Origin of the sequence: Rhizobium sp. FKY42, from assembly GCF_005222835.1 — a bacterium.
Lineage (GTDB): Bacteria > Pseudomonadota > Alphaproteobacteria > Rhizobiales > Rhizobiaceae > Neorhizobium.
Genome location: NZ_STGA01000065.1, coordinates 41,809 through 54,943 on the forward strand (window position 1 = coordinate 41,809; position 13,135 = coordinate 54,943).

Consider the following 13,135-nt stretch of genomic DNA (forward strand, 5'->3'; position numbering starts at 1 on the left):
GCGGTGATTCATGGCCAGTGCATTCAGGAATGTCGCTTCGGGTTCCGCGGTCATTGATGACCTTCTGGCCTCTCAGCGCTGGGGCGGTGGGTCGATTACGTTCGGCTTCACCACATCGGCCAGCCAGTACGGCACAAACTATGGCTCCGGCGAACCATCCAAGGGCTATCAGCCGCTCACATCCACCCAGATGTCGGCGGCGCGTGATGCTTTTGCAAGCTGGGCGGAGCTGATCAACCTCAAGATTACCGAGACATCTGCTGCCGCGACGGCAGATCTGCGTCTGGCATCGTCATCCGCACCGGCAACGGCCTGGGCCTATACGCCGGGCTCATCCGCCCAGTCAGGCGATATCTGGATGGGAACCACCAAGAATTATACCAACCCCGTCGACGGAAACTATGCCAAACTGACCTTCCTTCATGAGATTGGCCATGCATTGGGCCTGAACCATCCGCATGAACCCATTCTGACAACAGGCAATGATACGGAAGCGTCAGCAGGCGCCATATGCCCCTGTTGCGGGGGAGCCGCCCATGGAGAGAACTCTGGATTCGAGGCTTCCCCTGTTCTGGACGAGCCACTTTCGGTCAATGGCGATCCCATCGATTTTGGCACCATGGAAGACTACGACGCCATAGATGCCATGGCCTATAGCGTCATGAGCTATTCTTCTTATGCAGGAGATGGCCGCAATGGCTATACCAACGGCACCTGGGACTATGCACAGTCTCCCATGATCCGCGATATCGCCGCCGTGCAATATATGTATGGCGCGAACTTCCAGACCCGCTCATCAGACACGATCTATTCCTGGAGCACGACGACCGGCGAGAAGTTCATCAATGGCGTGGGTCAGGGTGCTCCCGGCGGCAACAAGGTGTTTGAGACGATCTGGGATGGCGGCGGGCGCGATACCATCAACCTGTCGAACTATTCCAGCGACCTGACGATCGATCTCTCGCCCGGTGGCTGGATTGATTTCAATAACAGCCAGGTTGCCAATCTCGGCAAGGGCAATTTTGCGCCCGGCAATGTAGCCATGTCGCTTCTTTATGAGGGCGACATGCGTTCCCTGATCGAGAATGCCGTGGGTGGCTCCGGTAATGACACGATCGTCGGAAATTTCGGCGGCAATGTGCTGATCGGAGGCGCGGGCAACGATTATATCGAGGCCATCGATGGTCACAGTATTCTCGGCGGCGGCACCATCAACAGCGAACTGGGCCTGTTGGGGCTGGATCGCAGCGCCTATATTTCCGTTGTCCCGACTATCAACGGGTTTGATGGAAACGACACGCTGATTGGCGGTAACGGTAACGATATCTTCGTGGTTGCCACCGGCAGCGATACCATCGACGGCTATCTGGGTATGGATACGCTGGTCATCGATACTGCATCGGCAAACCTCAAGCTGGTTGGCACGACGGGCAGCTTCACCATTGCCTATGGTACGGCAACCATTACCGCGAGCCATATCGATTTTCTGGTCACAAAGGACGGTATCTTCGCCATTTCCGGCTCCGATGCGGGCATCATTTCGCCGCGTCTGGTCGAGATCCAGAAGAATATATCGCTGGTTTACAATGCCGGTCTCGACCGCGCAATCGATGCATCCGGCCTCACTTACTGGTCCAACATGCTCAGCAATGGCGGCTCCCTGCGCGAACTGGCGAGCGGCATCATCAATGCGGATGAATTCGCCAAGCTGTTTGGAAACCCGACGAGCATGAACGACACGAGCTTCGTGCAAGTGCTCTACAAGAACGTACTGGATCGCGAGGGCGAGGCGGCCGGCCTCAACTATTGGGTCAGCACTCTCGCAAGCGGCGCAAATACACGCGCGGATGTTCTGGTTGGATTTTCCCTCAGTGAGGAAAACCGCGCAGCCGTGGGCAATGATACTCCCAAAATGCAGGTGGATGGCTCCAGCAACCCGGTGGAACTGGTGGCTGTCACACAAACGCAGTGGCACGATCTCTGGGCGTGAGAGACCCCACCCATCCGCCCTCTTTCATGGTTTCAACGCCACAGAGCATACATTCTGCTGGCGTAAAGAGGCTCATTGGCCTGCGAAAACCGTTCCATAGCCGCCTGCGATAGGGTAGAGCCCGTGTGCGAACCATGATTGACTGCAGGAGCTGACGGGCAATGTCCGACCATACGCCGACAATTGACGAGATTCTGGCCCGTGTGCGTGCCGAGACCGCGGCTGTCGCGGTAGAAGAAGCGCCACCAACCGGCCGTCGTCAGGGGCTTGGCACCATTCCCCTCGTACAGGAACCGGATGACGGCGAGAAGATCCCGCTCGGCCGCCCCTTCTATACGATCGAGGAATTCGCCGCTCTCGATGACGAAGATTTCCTGCGCAATGCCTATCGCGTCGTCTTGGGCCGCGACATGGATGGCGTCGGCCGCAGCTATTATCTCCCTGCCCTTCGCCAGGGTCACATCACGGTCGTGCGGGTGCTGAGCGCGCTTTCGCGCTCGGCAGAAGGCAAGGTGCGCGGCGTGAAGATCCGCTGGCTGCTGCCCGCAGCGGTGCTGGATCGTCTGGCCGGCCTGCCAGTCGTCGGCAAGATTTTCGAGCCCTTCATGCGGTTTCTGGTGCGCTCCACTACCAATCGTCGCCTTTCGCTTCTGTCGGAACGGCATACGGCGCTGATCCACGAAATCAACAGTACGCTGTCGGCCATCCGCAAGAACCAGGCGATCCATGATGCCAACCAGTCCTTCCTGGAAACGGCACAGTCCGCCGTCGAAAAGCGCATGACCTTGACGGAATATCGCGCCGCCGACGCCCGCGCCGATGCGGAAGCCTCCAAGGACAAGGCTATTGCCTCGCTGTCTGAAATCCGCTCCATCCGTCAGGAAATCGTGGCACAGCGCGCTGCCGTAAATGCGTTGATTGCGGATGCTCGCACGAAACTTCCGGCAGAGCACCAGGACATCGTCACCCAGCTGGAAGACGCATCGCTGGATTCGCTCTACGTCGCCTTCGAAAACCGCTTCCGTGGCTCGACAAGTGAGATCCTGCGCCGCTCCGAGCGCTATCTGCCTATCTTCAGAACCAACAAGCCCATTGCTGCCGGCGGCATTGTACTCGATATCGGCTGTGGCCGGGGCGAGTTCCTGTCTCTTCTCAAGCGCAACAATATCGCAACGCGCGGCATAGACCTCAACGGCGCCATGGTAGCGGAAGCCAGCGCGCTTGATCTTGATGTGCTGGAAGGTGATGCCATTGCCTATCTGCGATCACTGCCGGATAACAGTCTGGCGGCCATTACTGGCTTCCATATCGTCGAGCATATCAGCTTCAAGGAACTGGTCAGCCTGTTCGATACGGCAAACCGCGTGCTGATGCCGGGCGGCCTCGTGTTGTTCGAGACGCCAAACCCGGAAAATCTCGTCGTGGGTGCCTGCACCTTCAACTACGACCCCACGCACAACAAGCCGCTTCCGCCGGATTACCTGCGCTTCATTGCGGAAGCACGCGGCTTCACCAATGCCCGCATCATCCGCAAGGATGAGGACTGCGATCTCTCACAACCGGAAAGCGGCTTCGAGCCGCAAGAAGTCAACGACTGGTTCCGCCAGCCGGCAGACTATGCGCTCTATGCGGAAAAGCCAGCGGCTGAAACGGTCGAGAACGGTCAACACTGATGCGCGTGGGAATTGCCACAGTTCATACACCCGGCATTTACGGCGGGGCCGAGTTTCTGGTGGACGGTCTGGTGGAAGCGGTACGCGCCGCGGGCCATAGCGTTCACAAGATCTCGATGCCCTTTTATTTCGAGCCCGTCGATGCCGCCGCCCACACCATGGATCAGGCGTTGGGGGCAAACTACCTGCCTTTCAATGGCGGGCGTATCGATCGCATGATCTGCCTCAAGTTCCCGGCCTATATGCTGCGCCATCCCGACAAACGGGTCTGGCTGCTGCACCAGCATCGTGCGGCGTACGATCTCTACGGCACGCCCTATGGCTGGCTTCCAGGCAAGCCGGAAACAGACGCGCTGCGCGAGGACATCATCGCGGGCGATAATGAAAGCCTCGGCGGCATAGAGCCCGGATCGGCGCGGGCTGTCTTCACGATTGCGGAACGCGTCTGCCAGCGGCTGCGCGATTTCAACAAGATCGAGTCCAAGGCGCTCTATCACCCGCCCGCCAACTGGGAAGAATTCCGCTGCGAAGAGGCGCTGCCCTATATCTTCGTGCCGAGCCGTCTCGAAGGCCTGAAGCGGCAGGATCTGATGCTGAAGGCGCTTGCCGCCTGCAAGACGCCCATCAATGCCGTCATTGCAGGGTCAGGTGGTATGCGCAGTCATCTGGAGGCTATGACCGCGCAACTGGGTTTGAGCGATCGCGTTCGGTTTGTCGGCGCCATCAGCCGCGAGGATATGCTGAACTTCTATGCCCATGCATCTGCCGTCTTTTTCGGTCCGCTGGATGAGGATTACGGCTATGTGACGCTGGAAGCCATGCTCTCCGGTAAGCCAGTGGTTACCTGCCGCGATTCCGGCGGACCGCTGGAATTCGTCGTCCATGGCGAGACCGGCTATGTGACCGAGCCGGACCCGGCAGAAATTGCCGCGGCTCTCGAAAAACTGATGACGGATACTGCCCTTGCGAAGCGTCTGGGTCAGAACGGTCGCGCTCGCTATGAGGCTCTCAACATTACCTGGTCGCATGTGGTGGAAACGCTGCTGCAGGATCTTCCACCTCTGCCGCCTGCGCCGAAGAAGGATATCCTTCTATGAAAATTGCTCTCATTACGCCGCATCCGGTTCCGTTGGCGTTAGGCGGAGCCGAGAATCTATGGTGGGGTCTGCAACAGCATTTCGAAGAGCATACGGATCACCGTTGCGATATCGTCTCCATCATCGCACCGGAAGGCAATTTCTGGGATCTCATAAGTTCCTATGAAACCTTCTCCAAGTTCGATCTCTCAGCCTATGACTGCGTCATCTCCGGCAAATATCCCGGCTGGATGGTGAAGCATCCGAACCATGTCTGCTACATGCTGCATCGTTTGCGTGGCCTCTATGATACCTATCCGGCAAGCCAGCATCATCCAGCGGTGCTGAAACATCCGAAGCTCGGCAATCTGGCGGAATGGCTGGAAGAGGGGATAGCCAATCCCGATCCAGACCAGATCCCGGAGCTGTTCGACCGTCTTCGCGCCCTGCGGGACGCCGATCTGCCGCCAGAGGTCCTGGCTTTTCCGGGAGCCTTCAGCCGCGCTGTCATTCATTTTCTAGACAATGCGGCCCTCTCACCCATGCGCATGCAGCGCTATGCAGCGATTTCGGGCACAGTAGCGCGCCGCAAGAGCTATTTCCCGCCTGACATGCCGGTGGATGTGCTCTACCCGCCTCCGCATCGGGACAATTATGCTTGCGGCAAGAGCAACTACTTCTTCACGAGCAGCCGTCTGGATCGGCCGAAGCGGATTGATCTTCTGATCGAGGCCATGAAGTCGGTGAAGAATGATATCCCCCTCCTCATTGCAGGCACTGGCCCGGACGAAGCACGATTGAAAGCGATTGCCGGGGATGATCCGCGCATTCGTTTCCTCGGCTATGTGCCAGATGACGACATGCCGGGTCTCTATGCCGATGCGCGCGCCGTGCCTTTCATTCCTGTCGATGAGGATTATGGCCTTATCACCATTGAGGCGATGAAAAGCGGTAAGCCTGTCCTGACAGTCGTCGATAGCGGCGGCCCATGCGAATTCGTTCAGCACGGAAAAACGGGCTTCATCTGCCAGCCGCAACCCGCAGCCCTGGCTGAATGGCTGAACCGTTTGGCGACAAACGAAGACGAAGCCATTGCCATGGGCAAGGCAGCGCAGGAAAAGGTTTCCACCATCAACTGGGCGACCGTGGCCAAGGGTCTGCTAGAGATTGCGTCCCCTCAGGTGCGCACCCGTGTCATCCGCCCAAAGATTACCGTGGCTACGACCTTCAAGGTCTATCCGCCGATGAATGGCGGCCAGTCCCGCGTGTTTCATCTCTACCGCAATCTGGCGAAAACCTTCGATGTCGATCTCGTGACCCTCGGTTCCAACACCGATGTGCGACATGAGGCCGAGATCGCGCCGGGTCTGATGGAAATCACCATTCCACGAACAGATGCCAGTATGGAGGCTGAGTACCAGATTTCGCGACAGCTGGATAACAAGCCAGTGAGCGATGTTACGGTGAATGCCTTGGCGGGCCTGATCCCGGACTATATCGAAGCCTTGCGGGCCTCTGCACTGACCAGTCAGGTCGTCATTGCAAGCCACCCCTATATGGTGGAAGCTCTTAATCGCGCAGTTAGCGACAAACCGCTCTGGTACGAAGCGCATAATGTTGAATTGACATTGAAAACCGCTGTCTTCGGCGTTGGGGATGCCGCTTCCAGTATTCTGCGCGAGGTTGAAAAGGCAGAACGACAATGCTGGATTACCTCGCAACGCGTTTTTGCCTGCGCCAATCGCGATCTGGATGAGTTGGCCAAGATCTATGGCCCAACACGGGCACGCCTATCAGTCGTGCCAAACGGGGTATCGCTTGATCATGTTGCTTTTACAGATCTTGCAACCCGAAGAAGATTGCAGGAAAGAGCCGGCATAAAGGGTCACCAGCTCGCAATTTTCATGGGCAGCTGGCATGGTCCCAATTTGGAAGCAGTCGAGGAATTGATCCTCGCGGCACCCCATAGCCCGAACACCCGCTTCGTCATTCTTGGCAGCGTGTGCCTGCCCTTCAAAGACCGGAAGCTGCCTCTGAACGTGGAGCTCATGGGCGCTGTGGATATGGAGACGCGCGACCTGATGATGTCGATTGCCGATGTCGCGTTGAACCCAATGCTCTCTGGTTCTGGTACGAACCTGAAAATGCTGGATTACATGGCGGCAGGCGTGCCCGTGATCTCCACCGAATTCGGTGCGCGCGGATTGAACATTGCCGACCGGGAACATTACTTCCGTTCGTCCACCAGCGATCTGCATACGGCGCTTGCGGCAATCAGGCAAACCAGCGAGGCAGATCTTGAACGACTGATCCTGGCGGCGCGTGCGCGTGTGGAAGAGGAATATTCCTGGGCTGTCATTGCCGATCGCTTCCTTGAGGAAATCCGCACCGACATCTGAAATCGATCATGACCCAATGAGAAAGGCTCTCCCGGCCAAATCCGGGAGAGCCTTTTGTTTTTACGCCTTGCCGAAGGACGGCAGGATCAACCCAGCCAGATGCCAGAATTGATCTGCGGCGCAACAGCAGCCACGTTCTCGGCACTTTCGGCGAAAGAGGCCAGAACGTAAGCGCGGCTAACGCCCTTGTTGAGCTCGCCAACCCAGTAGTTCATACCGCCCGTTTCACCCTGACGATCGAGTACGTTCAGGTAAAGACGGTTCACATAGTCGAAGTTCGACGGATTGGAACCATAAACCGAGCGGAATTCGGCGGACTGCACGAAGCCCCAGCCCACTTCCGTCAGGCTTGCGCCATTGTCCAGCTGCTTTACCCAGTAGTTCAGACCACCGGTATCCGGCGTACGATCGAAGGCCGCCTGATAGATGCGATAGGCCTGTCCGGCATTGCCGTTGAGATCAACAGCCAATGTTCCGTTGTCAAAGCGAACGCGCTCGACATTCAGGAAATCATTGTCGGAGGTGCCGTTCTTCTTGTCGAGGAAGATGTAGCTTCCGTCCGAGCTGATCGTGTAATCGGAGCTGCGTCCGGAAAGGACAACCGTATCGATACCGCGGCCACCATCGACGATGTCGCTACCACCTCTGGTGTAGATGGTGTCGTAGCCATCGTAACCGGCAAGCTTGTCATTGCCGGTTGAGCCGTAGATCGTGTCATCACGCTGCAGCATGAGGCCGATGAAGCCTTTCAGATCACCACGGCTAAGGTAGAAATTCGCCTGCGCGGCGGAAATGGAGAAACCGTAGACTTCGCCGACGATGGAGTTTCCAGTGTACTGACTGAAACCGGTCATCGTGCCGGTCACAAGATTTCGGCCGGAATAGCCGAAGCCATAGCCGTCGTAATAGGCCGTTCTCGTACCATCGCTGATCACGAGTTCCGTTGACGTGCCGCGTACGATATCCCCCGCCCAGAATGTCGGGTCGATCAGGTTCGTCGTCGTATAGGCCTGGGATGTCGCCACTTTAGTCCTCCATCAAAGCATGTGCCATCGGGATTACATTAGCACATCTTTATGTTCAATCATGGTGTCTAGCTTGCCATCAATCCGGGGGAAATTGAGGCGCAACGCCCCAGAAGCAAGAGCAGCCTTTAAAATTATCACTATTTTCCTTTGGCTTGCCTGTAGCGTTGCTGAACAGAAAGGGCTGATCGAGGAAATTTCAGCGACAGGGGCTGGCTCAAAACATTGGTAACCATTTGCCGCTATACAGGATGCACGGGCCGTGTTCTGCCCCATGCCGTCGAGACGTCCTTGTAGTGCGTCCGCCTCGACGGCCAATGCCTTACCCAGAATCGGGAATAAGGATCGTCTGTCTTCGATCCTTCAGGCAGTCAGGCGCGACGGATTATACCGCCACGCCTTTTCTTTCGATCAGTTCTTTTCGCGCCCGAATTCATCAGAAACGCGCACGATATCGTCTTCCCCGAGATAGGAACCCGTCTGGACCTCGATCATTTCCAGCATGATCTTGCCCGGATTGTGCAGCCGGTGCAGTTCGCCCTGTGGAATGTAGACGGACTCGTTTTCGCGGACGAACATCACCTTGTCGCCGACAGTCACTTCCGCCGTACCCTTGACGCAGACCCAATGCTCGGAACGGTGGAAATGCTTCTGCAGCGAGAGCTTCTTGCCTGGAAGCACGAAGAGGCGCTTTACCTGGAAGCGGTCGCCATGCAGCAGCGACGTGTAGCCACCCCAGGGACGATAGGATGTCGGGTGGGTCTGGGTCAGATCCGATGTCGCCTTGGACGCAGCAAGCTTCTTAACCAGCTTGCCGACTTCCTGCGCTTCATCCAGACGACCGACATAGACGGCGTCCTCGCTGGCGATGACCGCCATATCCTTCAGGCCCTGAACGGCAAGATGCGTGGAGCGGGACAGAACCAGCGAATTCTCGCTGTTGACAACAGTCGCATTGCCGAGCACGACATTGCCGCCTTCGTCTTTTTCGCCAAGCTTCCAGACGGCATCCCAGCTGCCAAGATCCGACCAGGGGAAGGTGGAAGGTACCACAGCGGCGTTCGAGGTTTTCTCCATAACCGCATAATCGATGGAGATGTCCGGGCTCTTCGAGAAGCTTGCTTCATCGAGGCGCGCGAAATCCAGATCAGTTGCGGCGTTTGCAACTGCTTCCTGGGATGCCTGATAAACTTCCGGCGCAAAAGCCAGGAGTTCGCTCAAGAGCAGGCTTGCCTTGCACATGAAGATGCCGGAGTTCCAGTAGAAGCCACCGGCAGCCAGCATTTCTTCCGCCTTGGCGACAGGCGGCTTTTCCACAAAGCGCTTCACACGGTAGGCGCCCGTTTTCAAAGCCTCGCCCTGCTCGATGTAACCGTAACCGGTCGCGGGTTCGGTCGGGGTAATCCCGAAGGTCACGATCTTGCCGGTCAGCGCCGTATCACGGGCAATCTCGATTGCCTTGCGGTAATGCGCGCCCGCATCGATCTCATGGTCTGAGGCGAGAAGCTGTAGAACGGCATCCTCGCCAAAGCGGGCGGTCAGGAAGAAGGCTGCTGCTGCAATCGCCGCGGCCGTGTTGCGGGCAACGGGCTCCAGCAGGATGCCGGAAAGGTCTACACCCACTTCACGTGCCTGCTCGGCAACCTGGAAACGGAAATCCTGGTTGGTGATGACGATCGGCGCCTCATAAAGATCCGGATCAGCAACGCGCACCAGAGTTTCCTGAAACAGGGTACGGTCACCAACGACCTGAATGAACTGCTTTGGTGCACTTGCACGCGACAGCGGCCACAAACGCGTTCCCTTGCCGCCAGCCATGATGACGGGGATGATCTTGACGCTCACGAATATCTCCCAGACTTCCAGTAAATGCGGGGCGACACGGCCTCGCGCAGGTTTTCTTCAGCGGTTGCCCGCAGCCCATTGACGAATAAGGCCGAGGCCCTGCTCCAGCAAGTCGCCAGCCGCCTGTTCGTCGCCTGCCTCGACATAGCAACGCATTTCCGGCGCATTTCCGGATGGACGGAAGTGGATGATACGACCGTCATCCAGCGTGACCCGCAAACCATCAATGTCGCTCTTGTTTGCAACAGTGGCAATCGGCTGCAGGAAGGCGGAAAGGTTTGCGTCCGACTGACGAAGATGCGCCATCAGCGCAGCGCTTGTCTCGACCGGAAAATTCTCCAACCGGTCTGCCGTGGCAAAGGGCAGTTTGAAGGAGGAGGCAACTGCAGAAAGCGGCTTGCCCTCCCCTTTTGCCAAGGCAAGCGCTGCCAGAACCGGCAGGAAGCTGTCGCGCGTCGGAAGCGGCTCAAGATCCGTCCCGGACAGGGAGAAAGCCGAGGCTGTCAGGACACCGCCATTGGCTTCAAAGCCCATGACGGCCTGTTTGCCGCTCGCCAACGCCGCGTTCATGCCTTCGATGACATAGGGAGAACCGACACGCGTGCGAGTGACGCTATAGGTTCCGGCGGCTTCGATGCCTGAATTCGATGTCACAGGTGTTACGACGATCTGGGCTTCCAGCAGGCGGGCAACAATCAGGCCGAGAAGATCGCCCCGCACGGGAGTACCGGTTTCATCTGCCACGAGCGGCCGGTCACCGTCGCCATCGGCGGACACGATTGCATCGAGTTGGTGTTCAGCAGCCCACCCTCTGAGCAGGCCTATGGTCTCCTCGGAAACCGCCTCGGTATCCACCGGAATAAAGGTTTCGGAACGACCAAGCGCCAGGACCGACGCGCCATAGTGCTTCAGCACCTGGACCAGACCATCGCGTGCGACAGTGCTGTGCTGGTAGACACCGATCTTCAGCCCGGCCAGTACTCCATTTTCTAAGAGCGTGGCATTACGATCCAGAAACTGGCCGAGTGCCTGCGCTTCCTGATCCGGAGCTTTGAAAGCAGGAAGATCGAATTCAGCATCACCCAGCTCCCCGGCGATCCGGGTGATCTGCTGCTCGTCATTCTTGTCGATCTCACCGTCCGGGCGGTAAAACTTGATGCCATTGCGATCTGCCGGGATATGCGAGCCTGTCACCATCAGCGAAGCCCGCTTGCGCGACATGGCATAGAGCGCAAGCGCCGGGGTTGGAATGAACCCGCAATGGATCGGCTTCAGGCCGGCAGCAACCAACGCTGCGATGCATGTACCGACAATAGAGGGGCTCGACGGGCGAAAATCGCCTGCCACGTAAATCTCATCGCCAGCCTTTGCCATGCCGGTTTCAAGCAGATGGCGCGCGAATGCCGTTGCATAGAGCGCAGAGGCATGGCCCTCAAGTTCCGTGACAAGTCCGCGAAGGCCGCTGGTGCCAAATTTCATGACAAGGTCCTCATGTCCCTGCGTGGCGGCCCATTCTCTCCTGTAACAGGCCCACCCGCACATTTATTCGTGTGCTGGGTTAAGCTGTTCTTGCCCTGTGTCAAGCAAGGCGTGCGAGGCAATCCTCTAATTCATAGATGGCGCACACAATATGGTAGAACGAGCTTGCCGGTGCATCCTCATCGACAAAGCTGCCATCGGCCTGCAGCTTGTCTCGCCACAGGCCTTTAAGCGGTACATCCAGAAACAGCTGGAGCGCATCCAAGGCACGCACGGCCGAGGCAAGATAGGCCCGCCGCTCCTCACCTTCCGTGACAACAGCCAACAGCATGGCGCTCTTCAACCATTCTGTTTGTGGCCATAGGCGTGCAAGAGGATCATGAACGGAGAAATCGTCCAGCAGAGCCATGACAGCAACCTTGCGCACCGCACAGAGGCCGCGCCCCTCGCCGATCTCAAAAAGCCGCTTTGCCTTGAGAAGCGCATCCGGGCGATTTCTGGATATCGCCCAACGCGTCAACAACCATGCCCATTCGAACTGATGCCCTGGTTCCATGATGCGACCGCGCTCATCCGGGTGCGGCCTCCACTCACCGTCGAAGAATTCACGTAAGCCACCACTTTCCTGATCGATGAAATGGGTCAGACAGAGCTCGGCGATATCGTCGGCCTGAGCGCGCCATATCTCTTGGTCGAATCCGGCTTGCGCCTCACAAGCCAGAGCCGCCTCGAACAGATGCATATGTGGATTGGAACAGAGCGGCAGCTTGCGGGGGCTTGCCTCTTCAAAGCCAGCCTTGGGATGGGCATAGGTGGCCTTCAGAGTGTTCAGCATTTGAGTGGCGCGTACACTGAGGTTGTGACTGCGATGGGGCTGCGCCTTTGCGATATGGGCATAGGCCAGAATTGCGAATGCCTGATTGTAAAGATCGAAGCTTTCGTCCAGTACCTTGCCCTCATGATCGGCGAGACTTGCGTAAAGGCCGTTTTCGAGTTGGTAGGTTCGATCGTAATAAGAAAAACCGCTTTCCACCGCGCTTTGCCAATCACCGGACCATCTGCGGACGCCCGCTTCTGCAAAACAGAAAACCTGGCGCGGATGCACACGAGACCGACGGTGTGTAGTCGTCGCTTGACCGGTCAGTGTTAATGTTTCCGAATATCCGCCTTCTGCACCATGGAAGCCCTTGGCATGCCACAAAGGAAGCGCGTGATCGTGAAGCCATTTCCTGAGCGCTGATGCGGAGCGATTGAGTTTGTCGACCAGCAGAGACGCGTGTTGCGATCGGGAAGGTATCTCGTGATCTGCGATGGCTGCGGATTGTAAGTTCAAGCCTGTGATCTCTCGGTTGGTTCAGCGTCTATTTCAAGCAGGTAACAAGATGCGGACTCTTGCGGGCTTTTGGACGCAAGGCTTATCCGGCGGGGCCTGTCTTGGGAAGAGGTCCGGCTCTGTCCTTCCCCGTGCATTGATCAGCAGTAGTGCAGATGGAGCACGATATCAATCAACATGCTATCGAGATTGCTATCTGATAGCATTTTGATTGATATCATCAAGATATCTGATTGCTTGTAGGAAAGCTATCAATCAATCAAAATGCTATATGATAGCAATCTGATTGCGATATGAATGCTATTCAGATAGCTT

At 57.3% G+C, this 13,135-nt stretch carries 8 protein-coding genes; 4 read left to right on the forward strand and 4 right to left on the reverse strand.

Annotated elements, in window-relative coordinates; genetic code table 11:
- Positions 1 to 10: 10 nt before the first annotated feature.
- The 4 genes from E8M78_RS21050 (at position 11) to E8M78_RS21065 (ending at position 7,138) form a co-directional block, all read left to right on the forward strand.
- Entirely contained in the window at positions 11 to 1,990 is a 1,980-nt protein-coding gene (locus E8M78_RS21050) for a DUF4214 domain-containing protein (RefSeq protein WP_137136914.1), read from the forward strand.
- A gap of 161 nt (positions 1,991 to 2,151) precedes the next feature.
- A complete protein-coding gene (locus E8M78_RS21055; protein WP_137136915.1) occupies positions 2,152 to 3,663 on the forward strand; it encodes a methyltransferase domain-containing protein in 1,512 nt (503 codons plus the stop codon).
- Positions 3,663 to 4,760, forward strand: coding sequence for a glycosyltransferase family 4 protein (locus E8M78_RS21060; protein WP_137136916.1), 1,098 nt, complete (start codon positions 3,663 to 3,665; stop codon positions 4,758 to 4,760). The genes E8M78_RS21055 and E8M78_RS21060 overlap by 1 nt, the downstream gene beginning before the upstream one ends.
- A complete protein-coding gene (locus E8M78_RS21065) occupies positions 4,757 to 7,138 on the forward strand; it encodes a glycosyltransferase (protein ID WP_137136917.1) in 2,382 nt (793 codons plus the stop codon). Before E8M78_RS21060 ends, E8M78_RS21065 begins: the two co-directional genes overlap by 4 nt.
- Before the next feature lie 86 nt (positions 7,139 to 7,224).
- Here E8M78_RS21065 and E8M78_RS21070 read toward each other — a convergent pair whose 3' ends face one another.
- The 4 genes from E8M78_RS21070 to E8M78_RS21080 all read right to left on the reverse strand — a co-directional run bounded on the left by E8M78_RS21070 (position 7,225) and on the right by E8M78_RS21080 (position 12,754).
- Positions 7,225 to 8,163, reverse strand: a complete 939-nt coding sequence (locus tag E8M78_RS21070; protein ID WP_137136918.1) for a DUF4214 domain-containing protein — start codon at positions 8,161 to 8,163, stop codon at positions 7,225 to 7,227.
- Between the two features lie 411 nt (positions 8,164 to 8,574).
- Complete coding sequence (locus E8M78_RS23635) at positions 8,575 to 10,008, reverse strand: mannose-1-phosphate guanylyltransferase/mannose-6-phosphate isomerase (protein ID WP_205910278.1); 1,434 nt, start codon at positions 10,006 to 10,008, stop codon at positions 8,575 to 8,577.
- A gap of 57 nt (positions 10,009 to 10,065) precedes the next feature.
- Complete coding sequence (locus tag E8M78_RS23640) at positions 10,066 to 11,487, reverse strand: phosphomannomutase (RefSeq protein WP_205910279.1); 1,422 nt, start codon at positions 11,485 to 11,487, stop codon at positions 10,066 to 10,068.
- A 100-nt stretch (positions 11,488 to 11,587) separates the two neighbouring features.
- The gene (locus E8M78_RS21080) at positions 11,588 to 12,754 is read right to left on the reverse strand and encodes an AGE family epimerase/isomerase (RefSeq protein ID WP_137136963.1); all 1,167 of its coding nucleotides are present in this window, start codon (positions 12,752 to 12,754) and stop codon (positions 11,588 to 11,590) included.
- Positions 12,755 to 13,135 lie beyond the last annotated feature (381 nt).

What these genes read in the sequence shown, in the direction of transcription:
- E8M78_RS21050 (WP_137136914.1), top strand. Translation starts at nt 11, where the DNA reads ATGGCCAGTGCATTCAGGAATGTCGCTTCGGGTTCCGCGGTCATTGAT.
- E8M78_RS21065 (WP_137136917.1), top strand. Translation starts at nt 4,757, where the DNA reads ATGAAAATTGCTCTCATTACGCCGCATCCGGTTCCGTTGGCGTTAGGC.
- E8M78_RS21055 (WP_137136915.1), top strand. Translation starts at nt 2,152, where the DNA reads ATGTCCGACCATACGCCGACAATTGACGAGATTCTGGCCCGTGTGCGT.
- E8M78_RS21060 (WP_137136916.1), top strand. Translation starts at nt 3,663, where the DNA reads ATGCGCGTGGGAATTGCCACAGTTCATACACCCGGCATTTACGGCGGG.
- E8M78_RS23640 (WP_205910279.1), bottom strand. Translation starts at nt 11,487, where the DNA reads ATGAAATTTGGCACCAGCGGCCTTCGCGGACTTGTCACGGAACTTGAG.